Source organism: Clostridium sulfidigenes, assembly GCF_000732635.1.
Taxonomy (GTDB): Bacteria; Bacillota; Clostridia; order Clostridiales; family Clostridiaceae; genus Clostridium_J; species Clostridium_J sulfidigenes.
This window is the reverse complement of the sequence record NZ_JPMD01000032.1, coordinates 51,104-73,283: the sequence shown is the minus strand read 5'-3', so window position 1 is coordinate 73,283 and position 22,180 is coordinate 51,104. Positions and strand designations below refer to the sequence as shown.

Sequence of the window (22,180 nt, the reverse complement as noted above, 5' to 3'; positions counted from 1 at the left end):
ACATATAGATATTTTGGATGATATAACAATTATACTGGATGATTGTATAAGCTAGATTTTAAAAAAACATATACAATATATGTAACAGTATGGAAGTTATAGATAAGGTCTTCTCTATGCACATAGAAATACCTTTTAAAATATGAATGGAGAAAATAGACGTAAATAGGAGGAAATAAAATGAGTAAAAAATTAAAGGTAGCATTAGCTGGACTAGGTAGTAGAGGAAAAGACACCTATGCATTAACTGCTAAATTATTTCCAGAGAAAATTGAAATTGTAGCAATTGCAGACATTGATCCTGCAAAGGTAGAAGATGTGGCAAGGGAGTATAACATCCCACAAAAGGCATGCTTCTGCAGTGCAGAAGAACTAATTGCTCAGGATAAGCTGGCAGATGTTATGTTTATTACTACTCAGGACAAGGAACATGTAAGACAAGCAATCCCGGCCCTTAGAAAAGGCTATCACCTGTTATTGGAAAAGCCAATTTCACCAGACCTAGATGAGTGTAGGGAAATTGTAAAAGTAGCAAATGATTGTGACAGAAAAGTGGTTGTATGTCACGTGTTGCGTTATACACCATTCTATACAAAATTAAAAGAAGTAATTGACAGCGGTATAATTGGAGATGTAGTTTCTGTTATGGCAATTGAAAATGTGGGATACTGGCATCAAGCACACAGTTTTGTACGTGGAAACTGGAGAAACTCCAATACTACTAGTCCTATGATATTACAGAAATGTTGTCATGATATGGACTTGTTATTATGGCTCACAGGTAAAACTTGTAAGTCTGTATCTTCCTTTGGAAGCACCTATTTATTCAAGAAAGAAAATGCACCAGAAGGAGCAACAAAGCGTTGTATGGACGGATGCAAAGCAAAAGCAAATTGTTCCTTTGATGCAGAAAAGATTTATATAACAAATGAAAAAACTGGTGTGGCAAAGGGGAATACAAAGTGGCCTGTTGATGTATTGACTCTTCATCCCACTGTAGAAAGTATTACAGAAGCAATTCAAAGTGGACCTTATGGAAGATGTGTATATTACTGTGATAATAACGTAGTAGATCATCAGGTTGTAAACCTAAATATGACAGATGGTGCCACCATTTCATTGACAATGTGTGCATTCACTGCTACAGGTTCACGTTATCAGAAGATTATGGGTACAAAAGGAGAAATTGTTGCAGATTTGACTGAAAAAACTATTAAAGTCACACCATTTGGAAAAGAAACTGAAGTAATTGATATATCTAAGCTATCAATGGATTTTTCTGGTCATGCAGGGGGAGACAATCGTATGGTGGAGGAATTCATTGATATGATTGCAGAGGATGGAGAACCCACTAATGCCATTACATCAGTAGATAAATCCGTAGAAAGTCATTATTGTGCAATGGCAGCAGAACAATCTAGGCTGACAGATGGAGTGGTGGTTGATTTGGATACTCTAAGAAAATAAAATGGCATGTAGTAATTAAGTAATGTAATTAATCTAGTGAATATAAAGAAAGTATTTAAATATAGGTGGTAATATGAATGAAACAACATTAGTAGTAATGGCGGCTGGTATGGGAAGTCGTTTTGGTAATCTTAAACAGCTGGAGCCTGTGGGTCCAAATGGGGAAATAATACTTGATTTTTCTATATATGATGCAGTAAAAGCAGGCTTTTCAAAGGTAGTTTTTATTATAAAAAAAGAAATGGAAAAGGATTTTAGACATGTTATCGGCAAAAGAATTGAAAAGATAATAGATGTAGATTATGCTTTTCAGACACTAGACAAAATTCCTCAGGGGTGTTTTATCCCTAATAATAGATCGAAGCCATGGGGGACAGGGCATGCTGTGATTTGTGCTAAAAGTGCAGTTTCAACTCCCTTTATGGTAATAAACGCAGATGATTACTATGGGAGCCATTCCTACAAAATAGTTGGGGATTATTTATCCCAAAATAAAGGGATGTGCATGGCTGGGTTTAGACTAAAAAATACACTAACTGAAAATGGCACAGTAAGTCGAGGATTATGCGAAATAGAAAAAGGGTATTTAAAAAGTGTGGTGGAACATACATCTATTGATAAGAATAGTGGAATACCTCTTGATTCTATGGTATCTATGAACATGTGGGGGTTTGACATTGATATATTTAATGTCCTTGAACAGGAATTTACTGTATTTTTAAAGAATTTAAAAAATCCATTAAAGGATGAATTTTATCTTCCTTCAGTAGTTGATAATATGATTAAAACACAAAGTGCAAAGGTGAAAGTCCTTGAGACATTAGATAAGTGGTATGGAGTTACATACAAAGAAGACTTGCCTACAGTTAAAAATGCTATAAACCAAATGATTAGAGAGGGATTATACCATGGAATATAAACTGCATCAGGTTTTAAAACAATTTAATATTAATGCTGAAATGAGCTCTTATGGGAACGGATATATAAATGATACATATATTGCAAAACCATATATATTGCAAAGAATCAATAGTAATGTGTTTAAAAATCCTGAGGGTTTAATGGAGAATATTTCAGCTATAACAGAGCATCTTAGAAAAAAAATCCTTCTTAGTGGAGGAAATCCTGACAGAGAAACACTAACAATAATAAAAACTAAGGATGGTGAAAAATACTTTAAAACCAATGAAAATGATTATTTCAGGGTATATAAATTTATAGATAATGCAGTGACCTACGATGAGGTTGAAGATCCTATGCAATTTTATTATGGTGCCAAGGCCTTTGGTAAGTTTCAAAATATGTTATCTGATTTTCCTGCTGATAAATTATATGACACAATACCTAATTTTCATAATACAGCCACCAGGTTTGAGGATCTGTTAAAAGCAATTGAAGATAATAAATGTGGCAGATTAGAAGAAGTGGGAAAAGAAATTGAATTTGTAAAAAAACGCAGAAGAGATGTAAGCATTATATTAGATGCAATGAAGGATGGAAGCATTCCTCTAAGAGTAACCCATAATGACACTAAGCTGAATAATGTTATGATAGATATAGACACAGGTGAAGGTGTATGTGTAATTGATTTGGATACAGTAATGCCAGGGTCACTTCTCTATGACTACGGCGATGCACTGAGATATGGAGCTTCTAGCGGAAGTGAAGATGAAACAGATTTATCAAAAATATGGTTTGATATGAATCTGTTTAAGTATTTTACAAAGGGATATTTTCATGAAGTATTACCTATACTTGTGCCAAAAGAGATTGAACTTATGGCGTTTTCTGTGAAACTTATGACCTTTGAATGTGGTATAAGATTTTTAACGGATTATTTAAATGGAGATACCTATTTTAAAATTCACAAGGAGAAACACAATCTTCATAGAGCAAGAACACAGTTTAAGCTAGTTAGTGATATTGAATGGAAAATGGATATTATGAATAAAACAATAGGGGAACTTATAGAGGGTAATTAGAATTGATCAATCCTCTGAGCTTATAAGGGAGCTCTATACAAAGGTTTCTGTTGTATGGCTTGAACATGGCTACTTTAGCCACCATACATTTGTACCTCTAGGAAATCAGGTGTACTATGAAGCCTTCCAAAGATTAAGTTTTTTTATTGATCATGTATATGGAATAATGAATATGGAGGATTACAAGGTTTTTGAAAATTTATCTGATGCAGAGATTAGATTTGCTAACGAAAATGATAGTGAAATAATGGGTAATATGTCCAGTATAATCTTATCATGCCTCAATTCAGCACCTACCTTTTTACCTGTAAAACCTGAACTTGTAATGAATATAAATGCTAGGTATAAGAGTCTAGTAGAGGATAATGATTCGACGATTCTTATTGCAGAAAAAGATATGAAAGAATTAGGATTTCAAGTATATGAGCCTATTACTCTAGATTTGATGGCACCTGATAATGGTGTAGAGCTACATATTGCGGGCACTCACCTTTCCCAAAGAGGAAGAGGTGTTGGTAAAAAGTTAATGAATGAAGGCTATAGGATTATGAAGGAAAAGGGATATAGTAGCATAATAACAGATTGGAAAATAACAAACCTTAGTGGTTCAAATTTTTGGCCTAAGTGTGGATTTAAGCCAATAGCTTACAGAATGATTAGAAATATTGACAATAATATAGCATGGGCAAACTTTAACAACTCAGGTATTATACTGTAGTATCTTAGAGCCATTAGAAAAGTTAAAGCAGTATCTTTAATTAAGGTAATATCTTCTATAAAATTAGTAAATTAAAAACACATAGAAGCAGTAGAATTTCAGGATTCTACTGCTTTTTATGTATTATCATTGAATGGGTCAAACAATATTATTATAAATATGTAAAACATTTAATATTGTTGTTCGGTTTGGAAATAAAGTATATAATTTAAAGTATCAATGTAGAGGTCAGATTGTAGCAGAAGGAAGACCAGAAGATATTATAATGTGTGATAAATCCTATACAGGAAAATATCTGAGAAAATATATGGAATGAAATATTATACACTGAGTTTATGTATAATTACGTTTCAATCTTATAATTACTAAAGGAGATGAGCAAAATATGAATAATGTTTTAAACAAAATTCAAATTCCAGAAAGAATAAAACTTGCAAATATGCCAACTAAAATTGAAAAACTTGAGAGGTTTTCTAAAATGTTAGGTGGACCCAATATTTATATAAAAAGAGATGATCAAACTGGACTTGAAGTATCAGGAAACAAAATTAGAAAATTAGAATTTACAGCAAAAGATGCTATTAATAAAGGGGCTAATGTGCTTATAACTTGCGGTGGAATCCAATCAAACCATTGTAGAGCAACGGCAGCAGTAGCAGCGAGGCTTGGGATAAAATCAGTACTTGTTTTAAGAGGAAGCAGTAATATTGAATCTGATGGAAATTTATTTATAGATAAGCTTCTAGGGGCAGATATTCGTTTTATAACAGCAGAAGAATATAAAAATTCAAGATCAGAAATTATGGAACAGATTAAGAAGGAATATGATAAAAAAGGTTATACATCCTATATTATTCCAGAAGGTGCTTCAAATGTAATAGGCACATTTGGATATTATAATGCAATGAAAGAAATTATTGAGCAGGAACAGGAATTAGGTGTTCATTTTGACAAAGTTATACTCCCTGTGGGATCTGGAGGTACTTATGCAGGAACTTTTTTAGCAAATAAAATATTAGAAAACAAGTGTGATATTTTAGGTGTTAATGTTTGTGATGACAGTGAATATTTTAAAAATCGTATCTACGAAATAGTACAAGATACCATGAAATATATTAATATAGATTTGGAATTGTCTAAAGATGAAATAAGAATTATAGATGGATATGTAGGAAAAGGATATGCTTTAAGCAGAGAAGAAGAGATAAATTTCATTAAGGAATTTGCAAAATTAGAAGGAATAATTTTAGATCCTGTTTATACAGGTAAAGCCATGTATGGATTAAGTGAAGAAATAAAAAATGGAAACTTTAAAAACGATGAAAATATTTTATTTATCCATACTGGTGGGGCTTTTGGAATATTTCCTCAAAAGGAGCTATTTAAATACTAACATATTGAAAAGTTATGGTGGAGTTGAACACTGAATGAAATATGTTAAAACTATAGAAACTAATAGTTAAAGAAGAATTTTTAATTAAGGCCATATCTTGTATAAAACTAGTTAATTAAGAACGCATAGAAACAGTAGAATTTCAGGATTCTACTGTTTTTTATATATTCTAATTTTAAGTTAAATCATATAAAATATTTTCCGAACGAGAATAAGAACAAATGTTTGTGTCGATAATTTAAATAGTAATAAACTAAGGAGGAATTGAGACATGAACAAATTATTAAATCCTAAAAATGATGTTGTATTTCAAAAAATATTTGGAGTAAAAGAAAACGAAAAGCTATTAATAAGCTTCTTAAATTCTATACTTGAACCCATGGGAAATGGAAAAATAAAAAGTATTACTTTAGAGGAGAAAGCACTAAATGTATCTTTAATTGCCAGTGAAAAGCTAAGTATTTTAGATATTAATGTAACAACAGAAAATAGTACTCATATCAATGTAGAAATACAGCTGATAAATCAGTATAATATAAGTGACACTCCAAATTTTATATTTGGTTAAGTGGAACTTACTCATTGGAATATATATGACAATGAGTTTCTTTTAAAAAGGACAATATTTTACTTATCTAAAATGATATTAAAACAGTTAGTTAAAGGAGATAATTATAATCAACTTAATAAAACTATAACTATAAATATCTTAGATTTTGATTATATTAATGATGAGAAGTTTCATAGTAGTTATCATCTATATGAAGATATGACAAAGAAATTACTAAGTGATATTGTTGAAATTCATTTTATAGAACTTAAGAAGTTCGAAAAATCAAAGAAAGACTATAATAATAAATTGCATAGATGGTTAAGCTTTTTAATAAATCCAGAGGGAAAGGAGATAGATATAATGAAAAAGGAAGATACTGAAATCAAGGAAGCAATGGATGTTCTATACAACATAAGTGGAGATAAAGAGTTAATACAACTAGCTGAGATGAGAGATAAAGCTATAAGAGATGAGAAAAGTAGACTTCAGGGTGCTAGGGATGAAGGAAGAGAAGAAGGCAAAAAAGAAGGAATAAAGCAAGGAGCAAGAGATGCTTTAGCTAAAAGTACTATAAAACTTTTAAGGAAAAAGTTTAAGGATATTCCAGAGAATATAATAGAGTCAATACTTAAATTATCATTAGAAAAGATAGAAAAAATTAATGAAGATTTGTTTGATATAGAGTCCATTGAGGAATTAAAGAAGTATATTTAATTAAAGACATATCTTCCATAAAATTAGTTAATTAAGAACACACAGAAGCAGTAGAATTTTAGGATTCTGCTGTTTTTTTTATGTAGCTATAGGTTAAATAAAGAAAATAAATGCTTTAAATGGTATGAGTTTATTGAGCAGTGGAAAGTGAGGTGGTACAATAAGGAAGATTTTGTGAATAGTGAGTTTAATTAAGTATACTTTCTGTTATATGTATTTGGATATCTATTAAGTTTTTTAGGTGGGAGTAATTTAAAACTGATAAAGAAATAGTAATTGTTATAAAGATGGAAAATCAACTATTTAAATTAAGCCAACGATATTAAAAGTATCATTGGCTTGTGTTATAATTACGTTATTAAGTTATTGGAAAATTATATATATAAACAAGAATTTGGAGGTTAATTATGAAAAAATGGTATGATGAGGAGTACGAATTTGAAATTGAGGTAACTGGTTTTCTTCGCAGTGACCATACAGAGCGGTATTGCAGAAACGGCGAAGAAGTAGGGGATAAGTATACCTGTACCTATGGCTGTCCCACAAATTCGGATGGACAGGGTATCTGTTCCAAGGTTATGATGATTATGTTTCCAATCATGGAGTCGGTGAGAAGTGGCGGAGATTTAGAGAACATTGGTGGCAATAGCAAATATAGCAAGGATATTGTATGCCCAGATGGCTGCGTCATGTTCAGGCTTATGGCAAAGAAACTTGACAATGAGAATTTTTATAAGGGAAAGTTTTTTGATTAGTTTTGATTTTTATTGTGATCAGTTTGAAGATAAGCCGAAATATATATCATTAATATAAGAAAAATCTATAATAATATAAGAAATACTTCCCAGATTGATTTTCAAACTGGGAAGTATTTTCTAATTTTATATTACCACAAAATTACTAAAATTTCAAGTCTTGCATTGGGTCAGACTTAGGAGTACTGTGTATCTAGAGGTGATTATGGTGGATAAAAATATGACTTTAGCATTTCAAGATTTCCAGAAAAAACAAGCTGCAATTGAGTTAAAAGGGTGTAATGAATTAACAATAAAATATGGGTTAGCTTTATGTGATGTAGAAATTAATGAGCTGGTGGAGAATCGTTTTAAGTCATTAAAAGATACAGGAAGAATTGAGTTTTCTGAAGGGATTTTAAAAAAGATAGTGGAAGTTTTTTGTGATTCTCCTTATATAATGCAACAGAATTATAAAGAGACATTAATGGAGATTCAAGAGTCTTTCTATTTTTTTAAAAATGAAGCCATGGATCAGATAGCTGATGATGAACTTATTGAGTTTATGAAAAGACATTTTGATGGAAAATGTCAAGGTTCTTTGGAGTATTTAAGAGGAACTACTTTAGAAGAGCTTTGTAGAAATACAAGATACGGATATGAAGTGGATGATACAGATATATATGGGCATGAATTTTAGGAGGTATTATGGAAGAAAACAATAAGAGTTTAATGGCGTTTTCAGATAATATTCAAATAGATAAAAATATAAGTGAAGAAGATAAAATGCTTATTGAGTTTAAAATATGGAATTTACTTGGCAAGCACACTGAGCGATATACAATGGGTGATAGCACATCAGTTCCAATAGAAATAGCGGAAGAGTTACTTAATTCAATTTGTTTTTCATTAGGATTAGAATTAAGAGAGTTAATGAACGCAAAGGAAGTATTGATGGAAGAAGATATAAGTGACTTGTTAAAGACTTCTTGGAGTAAAATAGCCTCTTTGATGGAGAGAGGAAAGAAATTATTAGAAGCAGTTAGAAAAAGCTCACCTAATATAGAAAACATATCATATAAGGATACATTAAATGAAATAGATAGATTTTTTAATAAGTATGACTATAGATTTTTTGCTCATAAGATAGACTGTAGCATAGATTATCAACTTTCTAATGCCATATCAGAAAAGTTGCAGGGAATTGAATATATAAATGAATACTTAAAAGCGCTACTTATAGAAAATGAGTTTTGCATATGTTTTGATAAGGATAATATTATTTATATTCTAAATAGCTATTGCTCTGATTATAAAGAGCTATTAATTAATATTTTTGAACCAATACTAACAAATGCAATAGGGCTTGATATTTTAGGAAGAGATATATTAACATTAGAGATTTCAGCATTGCAAAGAGAAACATTATTAGGGATTTTTAGAAACTTGTCCGAAGCTGAAATTTTAGTAAAATTAAAGAGCTCAGCAAAGAGCATCTGTGATATTTTAGGGATAGTTGATAATGAAAAGATAGAATATATCCAAAAAACAGCTGCAAATATTTATCCTAGAATTGAAGTAGGATTATCCATAGGAAATATTGATAATATATTTTTATCCTTTAAGTATGAAGAGGATTTAAAAGAAAGTGAATTTATAGATAATGATACTATGGATAATGAAAGGTTACGCAATTTAATCAATGAAATAAATGATTGTAGATTTATTTCAGATAAGATTGCAATGGTAAAAGAAGAGGTTAATAGCTTAAGTGACCTAGTGGAAGTGTTAAACCTGTGTTTTTGGGAAGATGAAGCTTTAGAATTATTTAAAACACTTTCAAAGGAAGAGATTTATATTATTAAACACTATTTAGATAATAAATATGAAGCATATAGTTCAGATTCACAATGGGAAATTAAATTTATGCATTATATAAGAGGTCTAAGTGAATAGTAATAAAAACTTTAACATTACTTATCCATTTGCTTTAGGGGTTATTATTGTTACAGATTCAAAAAATATATTTTAAGGAGAGCGAAAATATGACGGAGTTTTGGGAAAAAAGTTTTATAGAAAAACAAACAATGTGGGGATTTAAACCATCAGAATCAGCCATTATTGCCAAGGATTGTTTTATTGAAAATAATATAAAAGATATATTAATACCGGGTATTGGTTATGGTAGAAATGCAAAGGTATTTATTGATAATAATATAAATGTTACAGGAATCGAAATTTCAAAAACAGCTATTGATTTAGCAAGGCAATATGGGATTGATATTAATATTTATCATGGTTCAGTAGGAGATATGCCTTTTGAAAATAAACTCTATGAAGGGATATTTAGCTATGCACTTATTCATTTATTAAATGAAAGTGAGAGGGAAAAATTTATTAGTGATTGTTATAATCAATTAAAACAAGACGGATATATGATTTTTACAGCTGTTTCAAAGAAAGCTCCTATGTTTGGAAAAGGAAAAAAACTTAATGAAAGTTATTATGAAACTAAAGACGGAGTAAAAATCTTTTTTTATGATTCTGAATCAATAAAAAAAGATTTTCAAAAATATGGACTTGTAGAATTTTCTGAGATTGATGAAATAGATAGTGATAATAAAGATAAACCTCCAATGAAATTTTTATTGATAAAATGTAAAAAATAAGTATAATCATTACATTTATATAACTTATCTAAGGCTGTTTTAAGCAGAAAATATCTACTATAAGTAATGTTATATTTACAAAATATGTTACACTTAAATAAGTAAGAAATTTTTTAGTGACAGGCAAATAGTATTTTGTAGAGGAGATTTTTAATTATGCAAAATTTGATATTAACATCTACTGGATTTACTAATAGAAATATTAAAGAAAAGTTTTTAGAATTAGTAAATATGCCTAAGGACAAAATTAGAGCTATTTTTATTCCAACTGCTGCAATAACAGAAGACGCAAAGGTATGGATTCCAGAGTGTAAAAACGACCTTTTAGATGCTGGTATTTTAGAAGATAACATAGTTACATATGATTTAGATAGAATTATGAGTTGTGATGAAATTTGTAATTTTAATGTTATATACGTTTGCGGTGGAACTACACAACATTTATTGAACAAAATGAACGAAACTAATTTTAATATTCCATTGAAAAAATTTTTACATAACGGAGGGATATATGTAGGAGTAAGTGCAGGGAGTGTTGTTTTATCACAAAATTTACCTAATAATTTAGGTTATATCAATTGTACGCTCAATGTTCACGCAGAAGAAGGTACAGAATGTGGATATTTAAATACAAGTGATTGTCCTAATGTTAAATTAATGGACAATCAAGCCATAATAATTACAGATAATGATATTGCTATAATAGAGTAAAAAATCAAAAGTTCGTATTATTAATATGTTATACACATAAAATAGTATATATTACAAGTAATAATATAGAATATAGAGAGATAGAAATTTGTGGGGAGGATTTCAAATGAACATTGCTCCTTGGATTGCGATAGGTACTGCTATTTAGGCGGTATTGTTACTATTAGTATTAGTAACAATAATAAAAAGGAGAAAAATAACAAGAAATAAACTACAATTTGTTTATTTAGTTAAAAAGGTTTATATAGAAAATATTATTTATGTTTATCTTTCATATAAATTTGATATAAAATAGATAGGAAACTCACTCAGTCGAGCTGAGGAGTACAGAATTCTTAGAAAAAGTGCTAATCTTTACGGGATGTAGCACTTTTTCTGTACTTTTAACTTCTATATCAAGACCAAAAAATTTAATCATAATTTTTAAGTGGTGCTCTAAATCTTTGATTTAGTTAGCAGAACTTACTCAGTGAGCGAATGTGAGTCGAGTTTTATTTTTGAAATAGTTAACCAATAGCCCAGGAGGACAAAACGTTCAAAATCGACCTAGCCATCCTACTACGAATTTTCAATATTGTACTTTAGAATTAAACTATATCTATGTAGAACATATACACAAGAATAAAATGGAAAAATCTCATTTGTAATAGTTACGGAGAACTATGTCATATTATTTATTACAAGAGTAATTTTTACTTTAATCTTTCATCGAAAGATAATTGAATTTTAATACCAAATGGATCTTCAATGATTCCATATGCTTTACTAAATATATTACTAGCCAATGGTACAATTATTCTAACTCTTTTATCTGCGATTAAGCTATCATAGAATTGATGGATTTCCTCCAAATCAGCACTTTGAACACATAGAGAGGTATTATTACCAACTTTGTACTCTTCATTGGCATCCATTGTATCTTCAGCAATCATTACCTTAGTATTGCCAATTTTTAAAACAGAGTGAGAAATATAATCTTTATTTTCATCATTAATTTCTCGTGATTTATCCCCCATCTTTAACATATCTGCATATGTTACAACCATTAACTGTTCTGCGTTAAAGTGTTTCTTATAAAAATTAATAGCATCTTGTGCTTTTCCATTCATTGAAAGGAAAATAGCTGTTTCTAAGGTTTTACTCATAATATTAATCTCCTTTTTGTAGTAAATTTTATATCAATGATTATATTATTGATATAAATATATTATAATATTTAAAGGTGTCAAAATGTGAAACCTTTACTTAAGATAATTTAAAAACGGAGGATATATGAAAAAATCAGAAAGATTAAACCATATGATAATGTACCTAAATGACCTGGATTGCTTCAATTTAAGTGACTTAATGAATAAATATAACATTTCAAAAAGTACAGCTTTGCGTGATATTAGTTCATTAGAAGAATTGGGAATGCCTATTTATACAGAGCAAGGTAGATACGGTAAATATGTTATATTGAAAAATAGATTATTGTCACCTATTATATTTACCATAGACGAAGTATACGCGCTGTATTTTGCAATGCTTACACTAAATGCCTACGAGTCTACACCCTTTCATTTAAGTGTAAATAAACTAAATGAAAAATTTGAAAACTGTCTATCGGAAGAACAAATAGAAAAAATTAATAAGATGAAAAAGTCCTTACAATTTGAAGCCTCTAAACATAATAATGTCAGTAAATTCTTAGATAGGATTTTAGAAAGTATTATTAATGAAGTTAGTTGTACGATTAAGTATTTGAAAAATGATAAAACTATAAATTACCATATACAGTTTTTAAAAATTTCATCTAAATTTGGACAGTGGTACGCTAGTGGAATGGAGATTAATAGCAATAAATACAAAGTTTTTAGATGTGATAAAATAACCTCATTAGATTTTAGTAGTGAGAAGCTAGAATTTCTAATTGATGATGTTATAAACTCTCCCATAGAGTTTTACCAATCTGATAAAAGTATTCATTTTGAAGTAGAGATTTTAGATGGTGCATCGGATATTTTCTACAAGGAACATTATCCTTCTATGAAAATAGAAACAGGAACAAAGACAATTATAAAGGGATTTTGTAATGTAGGTGAAGAAGATTTTATATCTGATTATTTTCTTAGATATGGCACTTGTATTAAATCAGTAAAACCGCAATGGTTAAAATCTATTATTTATGAAAAGATCAAAAAAATTCTAAATCATTATGAAGAAATCTAAAATTCATCTACACTAAAATATTAATTCAATCATATCCTTTAGTTTATGGGATAAAACTTTTTGCCAGTGTATTTATATATTTTAATAAAAATATATAAATATCAAAAGCAATAAAGAAAAACTTGACAAGTATATCATTTATGGATATATTATATTTAATGATATATTATTAAATGATATATCATTAAATATAATATGAAGGAGAATTTTATGCCAAGAAAAGATTCTATTGATATAGGGGAATTAACAGATTCTGCTTTTTATATTTTATCTAGTGTTGTTGATGAAAAGCATGGATACCTAATTATGAAAACTATTGAGAAGTTTACTAATAATGAAGTTACTATTGGTCCTGCATCACTTTATACAACATTGAAAAAGCTTTTAGCAGCAGATTTAGTGGAGTTAAATTGTGACACAGATGAAAATAAAAAAATATATAAAATAACCAATAAAGGACGAGAAATGCTTATAAAAGAGATTGAACGTAAAAAGCAGATGATTAAATTCGCTGAAAATTTTTTGGGTTAGAAAAGAGGGATATTTTTGAAAAGTAAATATGTAATGATTAATGGGTTTGCATTTAGTGAAGAAAGTGATATGGAAAAATTAAAAGAATATGCAAGGCAAGGTTGGATATTAGAAGATATAGAAGGAGGGTTTTTCTATAAACTAAGAAAAGATAAATCTCAAGATATAATATATAACTTAGATTACCAAACAGAAGCAAATGAAGAATATTTCACTATATTTAAAGAAGCAGGATGGAATCGTATTGTTTCTGTAGAAAATTATATGCACATTTTTTCAGCACAAGCTGGAACTAAACCTATTTATAGTGATTGTGATTCAGAAATAGATAAATATACAAGTATAAGAAATCTAACAAGAAAAGGGACTTTATATTCTTTAATACTAGCTATAGCTCTAATTGGGTTGCTAGTTGTTTCTTTAGTTGCCATTAAACCTATATTTTTGATTATTGTTGGATTGTTGATAATTGATATATTTGTATTTGTCTTTAATTTTATGCCTTATTTAGCATATAGCTCTAGAATTAAGCAAATAAAAAAAGATGGTACGTGTAATTGTAAAGCAATAGATAATAAAAGTTCATGGATATTATATGCAATTTCAGGGGTTCTATGGTTGGCTATAGGAATATGGCATTTAACCGGGAAACTATATTTTTCTGCAGTGTTTTTTATAATTTTTGGTGCCTTTTTTATTTTTTCAAGTTTAGCCTACTTTAAGAAATATAAAAAGTCTTTATAAATTATATACAGTATGGATAAGAGTATTTTTTAGAAACAGTAGAATTTCAGAATTCTACTGTTTTTTATGTAGTTACAAGTTAAACAAAGGAAATATATGCTTTATATGGCATGAATTTATTGAGCAGTGGAAAGTGAGATGGTATAATAAGGATATTGTTAATTCAGTTTAAATAATAAGGAACAGGTAAAATAATATTCAATTTAGGAATAGTATTAAAGGTGAGTGAGATAGGAAATGAGTATAAGAAAGTATGAACCATCAGATTGTAAAGATTTAGCGGAACTGTTTTATAATACAGTACATTCCATTAATGCAAAAGACTATACAGAAGAACAGTTGAATGTATGGGCAACAGGTAGTGTAGATTTAGAGAAATGGAATAAATACTTATTAGAAAATTTTACAGTTATTGCTATTGAAAATAATATTATAGTTGGTTTTGGAGATATAGATAAGAGTGGATATTTAGATAGATTATATGTTCATAAGGACTACCAAAATAAAGGGATTGCTACTGCGATTTGTGATGTGCTAGAAAAGGCATTTGATGTAGATAAGATTAGTACACAGGCATCAATTACTGCAAAGTATTTCTTTGAAAAACGAGGATATAAGATTGTAAAAGAACAGAAAGTAGAAAGGAAAGGTGTTTTACTGACAAACTATGTTATGGAGAGGTATTGCAATTCTAGTTTACTTAATGAAAATATATAAAAACCCCACTTTAAGTAGATATGGAGAACTGTACCACAAGAAAATGCAATTTATACCCCAGGGAATTTATATGGCTTGGCTAAGGCTATTTTTAAAGCTGGAAATACCATACTAAAAATAATGTTATATTTACAAAATATGTTACAATTAAATAAGTAAGGAATTTTTTAGTGACAGGCAAATAGTATTTTGTAGAGGAGATTTTAAATTATGGATAATATTCAGAAAGTAATTAATTATTATATTACAAATTATAATCTGGAATATAATATATTTGATGATGGAAAAAATGTATTCATGGAAAGTGATGTAGAAATTTTTCGTATGATTTCATTTGGAAAATCAATGCTTTTTATTGGAAGAAGAGATTTAATTAATTGGGCAAAAGAAAATCTTATAGATACTTTAGCAGAAGATATTATTGATGGTAAAAATCTTCATAGGATTGAATGTAAACTAAGGGAAAATGATTTATGTCTTGCAGGTGAACATTTGAGATTCCTTTATAGTAAAAGTGAAGATATTATTTGCCCAGATAATGTAGTTCTTAAGAAAATAGAAAAAGAAAATATGAGTGAGTTTTACATAAAATATCCTGGATTTGAAAATGCATTAAATTATGAGAAGGATGAAATTGCAATTGCAGCTTTTATTGAGGGAACTATGGTAGCCGTAGCTGGTGCAGACAATTACCATGATCCACTATGGCAAATAGGTATAGATACAATTAAGGAATATAGGGGACAAGGATTAGCAAAATTGGTTATTCAACAATTAACAAAGGAGATATTGAAGCTAGATAAAATACCATATTATACAACGTGGAGTGCGAACCTTGCTTCAATGAGAACTGCTTTAGCTACAGGATTTTATCCAGCCTGGGTAGAATATTTTGCAGAAAATATTAACTTTTAATAGCAAAATATTATCTTGTCAAATTCCAATTTAAGATTGATTAATTGATTAAAATGATATTTTGGAGGTATTGAAAGATGAAGATTGAATTAATAGAAGCCAGTAAGGCTGATAAAATGATATTAAAAAATATGATTGAATTATATAATTATGATTTATCAGAATATGAAAATCGTGATTTAAATGAACATGGGTTATACGATTACAGTTATTTGGATAATTACTGGACAGAAAAAGATAGATACCCCTTTATAATTAGAATAGATGATAAATTAGCAGGATTTGTTCTTGTTAATAAACATAGCGTTGTTACCTCATCCCCAACTGATTATGCAATTGCAGAATTTTTCGTTCTAAAAAAATATAGGAAAAGAGGAATAGGTAAAATTGTGGCTTTTGAAGTTTTTAATAAGTTTCAAGGAAATTGGGAAGTAAAACAGTTGCGTTTACATAAGGTTTCTCATATTTTTTGGAATAATGTAATAAACCAATATACTTTAGGTAACTTCATAGAACTTCAAAATGGTAACGAAGTTTGGGATGGTCCTATTCATAGATTTTGTAATAAATAAATAAGTACAAATAGAGCAGTAGGGCAATTATTGCATTACATATTTCATTATGAGATAATTATTAAAGATTACATAAAGGAAAGGGGATATATTATGCATATTCAGCATGTAACCTTAATGGTCAACGACTTAGAAGAATCTATTAAATTTTATGAGACAATTACAGAACTAACTGTTTCCCGACGCTTTAAAGCAGGAGATGGAGAGCTTGCATTTCTGACAAATGGCAAGGGAGAAACTGAGATTGAACTTGTTTGTATGCCACAGGGTCAGAAGTTTGAAGGAAAGGGTATGTTCATTTGCTTTAAAACAGATAAACTAGATGAAATGCATAATCTTGTGCAGGACAGAGGTCTTAATCCTTCTGCCATCCAAAACCCTGGTGATGGAACTCGCTATTTTTATGTATATGATCCAAATGGGGTATCAGTACAGTTACGAGTTTTTCCAGAGTAATTTTCAAAAGCATTTGACTTATTGTAGTATATAGTTGAGTTAATTCACTTTTTTTATTATTAGAAAAGATAGAAAAAATTAATGGAGATTTGTTTGATATAGAGTCCATAGAGGAGTTAAAGAAGTATATTTAATTAGGGATATATTCCCTATAAAACTAAGTAATTAGGAACACCTATTAACAGTAGAATTTCAGAATTCTACTGTTTTTTTATGTAGTTATGCCTTAAACAAAGGTATATTTATTGTACATAGAACTAGTTAAATCCTAATGTACCAGCAATTTTATTTAAAATCACAGCACCAGAAAAGAGAGCTAAATAAAGTAACTAAATTTTGGACAGATGTATCAGAAAGCTTTTAATCAAGGGTATGTGGGAATAGGAGATATAAAAGTATATGGGGTCAAATTTAGGATAATTAAGAGTGAACTGTACCATAAATAATGGAGGTTTTTTTTATGGTAAAAAACAAATACTATGTAGACGTAATGATATATATTGTTTGTGCAGAATTGTGATATATGGTAAGAATTATCCAATAATATGGGCAAAATAAAACTATGGAGGAGATAAAATGAGTTTTAAGATTATTGCAGACTATCATACTCATACTAATATTGCAAAGGGGCATATTCCCTTATTTAATATTATTTTTGGAGAACATGCAAAAGGAAGTATTGAATCAAATGTTAAAACTGGAATAAAAAAAGGATTAAAAGAAATAGCAATAACAGACCATGGTTATAGGCATAGTATCTACGGGATGAAACTAAATCAATATAAAGAAGTACGTAAAGTAATTGATGATTTTAATAAGAGTTCATTATTGAAGGAGAATGACTTTAAGATTCTTCTTGGTATAGAATGTAATATTGTTACTAAAAAAGGTGATATAGATATTAAAGATGAAATAATTGATTACCTAGACATAATTTGTGTGGGTTATCATCCTGGAGCTGTACAAAATCCACTTTTATTGAGAAATTATACAGAAGCTGCAATTAATGCTATTAAAAAATATGAAATTACAATATTAAATCATCCATTAGAGCATGTTAATCCAGATATTATTGAAATTGGAAAGGCCGCTATTGAAAGAAATACTGCTCTAGAAATTAACAGATCTCATAAGAATATGGATATTGAAACAATAAAAAAGTTAAAGAACATGGGCGTTAAATTTTCATTGGGAAGTGATGCACACAAATCAGAGGATGTAGGGAATTTTGGTAAAGCATATAATATTGCAGTTGAGGCAGGTCTTACAGATGATGATATTGTTAATGCTGATGGAGATGCACATAAATTAATGAAATTATTAAGAGATTAAGTTTGGTAGTGGTAACGGATTGTAACATATTTATTTTATGTATAAAGAATTGTAGAATATTGGGGAACTTGGATAAAATGTGTTCAAAGAATGTTTAATATAAATGTTTATTGCATATACTACAATTATTAAAATAAAGTAAAAAAAGAAGAAATTAGGTGATTTAAATGATATACATATATAATTGTTATGGAGGAACCCACTCGTCTATTCAAGCAATTGCTTATCACTTAAAAATGCTGGATGAAACTCGAGAACCAACTAAGGATGAAATATTGAAATTACCTAACTTTAATAAGTTAGTATATGGAAATCGTGGAGAACTTTTTTATTATGGAAGTGATGAAGATGGAAATAAAGTCTATGTTGTAGGTAGAGGACGTTCAAAGGTTTTAATTCCAGGATTATACAATTTAACTTCTATGCTTCATAAAGAAAAGCTATTAAATGAGAAAATTATATTTTCTAATACGTCGCCAACGGTTCCATTACCAATGACCTTTGGCGGATTACTTTCTAGGGGGCTAAAAATTGATTTTCTAGGAGTACCCTTGCTTGTAAAAGGAGCAAAACAATCATATAAGAACGTTATAAAGCTTGTAAATCACACAAAGAAGGCATCAAAGGAAGATAAGTCAGAGGTTATTATTTTAGATAATAAGGAATTCAAGAAAAAATAATTTTTAACTTCTATAGAGGTTATATAACATTTCAGGTTAGTGATTTGGAGTGGACTGCTGCTTTAGTTATAGAAATGCAGGATAAAGTAAAAGTTATATGTCCACCACAATTAAAAGAAAAAGTAAAATTACGAATAAAAAAGATCAGTAATATTTATAAAGATGACATATAGGTGTCATCTTTTTTAACGTACAATAACATAAGAAAGTATGTGCTGAATAATGAAAAAGTTTTATCTAGTTACTAGAATGAATTATAGCATTAGTATACTTTTTTGTTATATATAGCATGTAAAGTGAAAAAATGGTATAATTACGTAGGAAAATAAGGCTATAAGAGGAGTTTGTAAAATGAGTAAATTTATTAGGAAAATCCTTTCTGTTGTAGGTATGAGTGTATTTTTATTGGTTGGATGTAGTAATGGAAATACTGACAAGGAAGTACAAGAAAATAAGGATAAAGAAATAGCTACTGAAAAAGGTAATGAAATTATTAATGAAGATAATACTTCTAAAGAGAATGAAATTACAATAAAAGATGAAACAAAAGAAAAGGATGAAGATAAAACTATTACATTAAATAAACAAGAATATCTAGATAAAATGAATACTTTAGATGAAAAATTAAAGGTGAAATTAAAGGATAAATTAGCAGGATCAACAATTGAGATGCGAGAAGCTGAATCAGAAATATATATAGCATGGGATAAAATGTTAAATGAGGTTTACTCAGAAATAATTAGTACACTTTCAGAAGAAGAAAAAGATAAACTTATATTAGAAGAAAAAAATTGGATAGAAGAAAGAGATAAAAAAGCTGATGATGCTGCAAAGGAAGTAGAGGGTGGGACTATGGAGCCACTAGTAAGAACATCTTCCTTAGAAGTTAGTACTAAGGAAAGATGTTATGAATTAGTTAATAATTATATGGAATAGTAGTCAATGCTTTTTATTGGAAGAAGAGATTTAATTAACTAAAATTCAATTTAGAAATAGCATTAAAGGTGAGTGAAATAAGTGGAAGTAATTGTTGAACTTTTAATTAGATTTTGGTATTTATGGGTGTTGGTAATTGCAGTAGGAATATTAGATCTTTTTATGCCAAGAATAAAGGGATTCTTTGGAGAAAAGTCAGTATCCTTTTTCTTATCAAGACTTGATGAGACTAAGTATATGGTTATAAATGATATAATGCTACAGGTGGGAAGTAAGACAACCCAGATTGATCATGTTGTTGTATCTAATTATGGTGTTTTTGTTATTGAAACAAAAAACTATAAGGGATGGATTATAGGGAATGAATTTGATGAATATTGGAAACAAAAAATTTATAAATCTAAGAAAAGTATGTATAATCCAATTAGGCAGAATTACGGACATATACAAGCTCTAAAAAAGATACTAGGTGACTTTCCAGAAGTGAATTACATTCCTATTGTAGTTTTCACTACTAATGCGGATTTAAAAGTTAAATGTAAAACAGATGTTGTATATACAATAAAATTATTGAAGACAATTAAAAAATACAATAAACAGACATTAAGAGATTCTGTAAAAAAACAAGTATACTCAAAACTGATTTCTTTGAGTATTGATGGTAAAGAAAATAGAAATGCCCATATAGCACAAATTCAAAATCGAATAATTGATAATAAGAATAAAATAAGTAATGATATATGTCCTAGGTGTGGTGGAAAATTAGTTCTGAGAAAAGGTAAATATGGTGAGTTTAAAGGGTGCAGCAATTATCCTAAATGTAGATTTATTTTGAAATAGTCAGCCCAATACGATATAGGGGGGCTAGCAATTTTATTAATGATATAATAATATAATTAAGCAAGAAGGTAGGTGTCATTATGTTTTGTAAAATTAGATTAATTAATTTAGCTCCAAGCAAAAACTGCAATAATATCAAAGCATAGTTTGTAAGGAGCAATAAAGTAGATGTTTTGTGCAGTTTTTGATTAAATATTTGCTCTAATAATAGTAGGAGAAATGTTTATGAAGTATAAAAAAGCACAAGATATATTACCTAAAGATGTTTTAGATTTAGTTCAGAAATACATCGATGGTAATTATATATACATTCCAAAGAAAGATAACAACAAAAAATCTTGGGGTGAGGTTAGTGGGATAAAAACTGAACTGAAATCAAGAAATTTTGAAATATATATTAAGTACTTACAAGGAATATCAATTAAACAATTGTCTACAGATTATTTTCTATCTGAAAGTAGTATTAGGAGAATATTATATATCTATAAAAATAAATATATTTAATTGATTATAGTTAGTACAGAAATATTCTTAATAAGCTTTTCAAATCATATTTAATATATAATATTAAGTAACATATTTACTTGGGAGGATTTATTAAATGATGAAAATTGAAAATTTAAATAATATTAATAATAAGGATATGGAAGAAATACTAGAAACATGGGAATCATCAGTAAGAGCAACACATGACTTTTTAAGTGAAGAAGATATAATCTCAATAAAACCTCAAGTTATAGAAGGTGCTAAATATGTTAGTAAACTTTTATGTGTAAGAGACAAAAATGGTATTATAAAAGCTTTTATGGGAATTCATGATTTTAAAATTGAAATGTTATTTGTAAGTAATGAAAGTAGAGGAAATGGAGTTGGAAAAAGACTTATAGAATATGCAATAAAAGTGTTAAATGTAAATTATGTGGATGTAAATGAGCAAAATCCACAAGCAGTAGGCTTTTACAAACATCTTGGGTTTAAAGTCTTTAAAAAATCTGAGTTAGACGAACAGGGAAATCCATTCCCTATACTGCATATGAAATTAAAATAATAATATAAATTATAGTATAACTAAATAAATATAATTTGTTCAAATTTTATGGTTTATATAGGTGATAAACTTACAGTAGATAATTTTGAAATTAAAAATTATAATGATGTATTCCCTATAAAACTAAGTAATTAGTAACAGTAGAATTTCAGAATTCTGCTGTTTTTTTATGTAGTTATACATTAAACAAAGGAAATATATTTTTTAAATGGTATGAATTTATTGAGCAGCAGACAGGGAGGTGGTACAATATATGT

Annotated in this window: 24 protein-coding genes and 1 pseudogene; 24 read left to right on the top strand and 1 reads right to left on the bottom strand. The window is 28.8% G+C overall.

Annotated features, from left to right (window positions below; all coding sequences use genetic code 11):
- Window positions 1-180: 180 nt before the first annotated feature.
- From IO99_RS12885 to IO99_RS12830, 11 genes and pseudogenes are all read left to right on the top strand, one after another.
- On the top strand, window positions 181-1,467 hold the full coding sequence (locus IO99_RS12885) for a Gfo/Idh/MocA family protein (RefSeq protein WP_035134055.1): 1,287 nt from the start codon (window positions 181-183) through the stop codon (window positions 1,465-1,467).
- 73 nt (window positions 1,468-1,540) lie between these two features.
- Window positions 1,541-2,386, top strand: coding sequence for a nucleotidyltransferase family protein (locus tag IO99_RS19115; RefSeq protein WP_035134052.1), 846 nt, complete (start codon window positions 1,541-1,543; stop codon window positions 2,384-2,386).
- Window positions 2,376-3,449, top strand: a complete 1,074-nt coding sequence (locus IO99_RS19110; protein ID WP_035134050.1) for a phosphotransferase enzyme family protein — start codon at window positions 2,376-2,378, stop codon at window positions 3,447-3,449. Before IO99_RS19115 ends, IO99_RS19110 begins: the two co-directional genes overlap by 11 nt.
- 172 nt (window positions 3,450-3,621) lie before the next feature.
- Entirely contained in the window at window positions 3,622-4,167 is a 546-nt protein-coding gene (locus IO99_RS12870; RefSeq protein ID WP_242844129.1) for a GNAT family N-acetyltransferase, read from the top strand.
- 385 nt (window positions 4,168-4,552) lie between these two features.
- Window positions 4,553-5,560: a D-cysteine desulfhydrase family protein gene (locus tag IO99_RS12865; protein WP_035134048.1), complete on the top strand. Its 1,008-nt coding sequence runs from the start codon at window positions 4,553-4,555 to the stop codon at window positions 5,558-5,560.
- Window positions 5,561-5,831: 271 nt separating this feature from the next.
- Window positions 5,832-6,827 (top strand): annotated as a pseudogene (locus IO99_RS12855) (Rpn family recombination-promoting nuclease/putative transposase).
- Window positions 6,828-7,234: 407 nt separating this feature from the next.
- The gene (locus tag IO99_RS12850; protein ID WP_035134043.1) at window positions 7,235-7,582 is read left to right on the top strand and encodes a TIGR04076 family protein; all 348 of its coding nucleotides are present in this window, start codon (window positions 7,235-7,237) and stop codon (window positions 7,580-7,582) included.
- Between the two features lie 205 nt (window positions 7,583-7,787).
- Entirely contained in the window at window positions 7,788-8,261 is a 474-nt protein-coding gene (locus IO99_RS12845; protein ID WP_423219428.1) for a DUF6323 family protein, read from the top strand.
- An 8-nt stretch (window positions 8,262-8,269) separates the two neighbouring features.
- The gene (locus IO99_RS12840; RefSeq protein ID WP_035134041.1) at window positions 8,270-9,517 is read left to right on the top strand and encodes a DUF6179 domain-containing protein; all 1,248 of its coding nucleotides are present in this window, start codon (window positions 8,270-8,272) and stop codon (window positions 9,515-9,517) included.
- An 89-nt stretch (window positions 9,518-9,606) separates the two neighbouring features.
- The gene (locus IO99_RS12835; protein ID WP_035134039.1) at window positions 9,607-10,230 is read left to right on the top strand and encodes a class I SAM-dependent methyltransferase; all 624 of its coding nucleotides are present in this window, start codon (window positions 9,607-9,609) and stop codon (window positions 10,228-10,230) included.
- A 156-nt stretch (window positions 10,231-10,386) separates the two neighbouring features.
- Window positions 10,387-10,941, top strand: coding sequence for a Type 1 glutamine amidotransferase-like domain-containing protein (locus IO99_RS12830; protein WP_035134037.1), 555 nt, complete (start codon window positions 10,387-10,389; stop codon window positions 10,939-10,941).
- Between the two features lie 692 nt (window positions 10,942-11,633).
- Here IO99_RS12830 and IO99_RS12825 read toward each other — a convergent pair.
- Window positions 11,634-12,086, bottom strand: a complete 453-nt coding sequence (locus IO99_RS12825) for a VOC family protein (protein WP_035134035.1) — start codon at window positions 12,084-12,086, stop codon at window positions 11,634-11,636.
- Between the two features lie 127 nt (window positions 12,087-12,213).
- Here IO99_RS12825 and IO99_RS12820 point away from each other — a divergent pair, with 127 nt between their 5' ends.
- The 13 genes from IO99_RS12820 (at window position 12,214) to IO99_RS12760 (ending at window position 21,923) form a co-directional block, all read left to right on the top strand.
- Window positions 12,214-13,152, top strand: a complete 939-nt coding sequence (locus IO99_RS12820) for a helix-turn-helix transcriptional regulator (RefSeq protein ID WP_035134032.1) — start codon at window positions 12,214-12,216, stop codon at window positions 13,150-13,152.
- A 210-nt stretch (window positions 13,153-13,362) separates the two neighbouring features.
- The gene (locus IO99_RS12815) at window positions 13,363-13,683 is read left to right on the top strand and encodes a PadR family transcriptional regulator (protein ID WP_156964363.1); all 321 of its coding nucleotides are present in this window, start codon (window positions 13,363-13,365) and stop codon (window positions 13,681-13,683) included.
- Window positions 13,684-13,698: 15 nt separating this feature from the next.
- Window positions 13,699-14,427 (top strand): DUF2812 domain-containing protein, encoded by a 729-nt coding sequence (locus IO99_RS12810; RefSeq protein WP_035134030.1) that lies wholly within the window; start codon window positions 13,699-13,701, stop codon window positions 14,425-14,427.
- A 237-nt stretch (window positions 14,428-14,664) separates the two neighbouring features.
- Entirely contained in the window at window positions 14,665-15,144 is a 480-nt protein-coding gene (locus IO99_RS12805; RefSeq protein ID WP_051824102.1) for a GNAT family N-acetyltransferase, read from the top strand.
- Between the two features lie 210 nt (window positions 15,145-15,354).
- Window positions 15,355-16,059, top strand: a complete 705-nt coding sequence (locus IO99_RS12800; RefSeq protein WP_035134028.1) for a GNAT family N-acetyltransferase — start codon at window positions 15,355-15,357, stop codon at window positions 16,057-16,059.
- A 77-nt stretch (window positions 16,060-16,136) separates the two neighbouring features.
- Window positions 16,137-16,631: a GNAT family N-acetyltransferase gene (locus IO99_RS12795; RefSeq protein WP_035134026.1), complete on the top strand. Its 495-nt coding sequence runs from the start codon at window positions 16,137-16,139 to the stop codon at window positions 16,629-16,631.
- Between the two features lie 30 nt (window positions 16,632-16,661).
- Entirely contained in the window at window positions 16,662-17,087 is a 426-nt protein-coding gene (locus IO99_RS12790) for a VOC family protein (RefSeq protein ID WP_242844128.1), read from the top strand.
- 576 nt (window positions 17,088-17,663) lie between these two features.
- A complete protein-coding gene (locus tag IO99_RS12785) occupies window positions 17,664-18,419 on the top strand; it encodes a PHP domain-containing protein (RefSeq protein WP_051824101.1) in 756 nt (251 codons plus the stop codon).
- Window positions 18,420-18,586: 167 nt separating this feature from the next.
- Window positions 18,587-19,099, top strand: a complete 513-nt coding sequence (locus IO99_RS12780; RefSeq protein WP_035134022.1) for a DUF3189 family protein — start codon at window positions 18,587-18,589, stop codon at window positions 19,097-19,099.
- A gap of 351 nt (window positions 19,100-19,450) precedes the next feature.
- The gene (locus IO99_RS18475) at window positions 19,451-20,035 is read left to right on the top strand and encodes a lysozyme inhibitor LprI family protein (RefSeq protein WP_051824099.1); all 585 of its coding nucleotides are present in this window, start codon (window positions 19,451-19,453) and stop codon (window positions 20,033-20,035) included.
- Between the two features lie 81 nt (window positions 20,036-20,116).
- Window positions 20,117-20,875: an NERD domain-containing protein gene (locus IO99_RS12770; protein WP_035134020.1), complete on the top strand. Its 759-nt coding sequence runs from the start codon at window positions 20,117-20,119 to the stop codon at window positions 20,873-20,875.
- Between the two features lie 225 nt (window positions 20,876-21,100).
- Entirely contained in the window at window positions 21,101-21,379 is a 279-nt protein-coding gene (locus IO99_RS12765; RefSeq protein WP_035134018.1) for a CD3324 family protein, read from the top strand.
- 97 nt (window positions 21,380-21,476) lie between these two features.
- On the top strand, window positions 21,477-21,923 hold the full coding sequence (locus IO99_RS12760) for a GNAT family N-acetyltransferase (protein WP_035134016.1): 447 nt from the start codon (window positions 21,477-21,479) through the stop codon (window positions 21,921-21,923).
- Window positions 21,924-22,180: the final 257 nt, after the last annotated feature.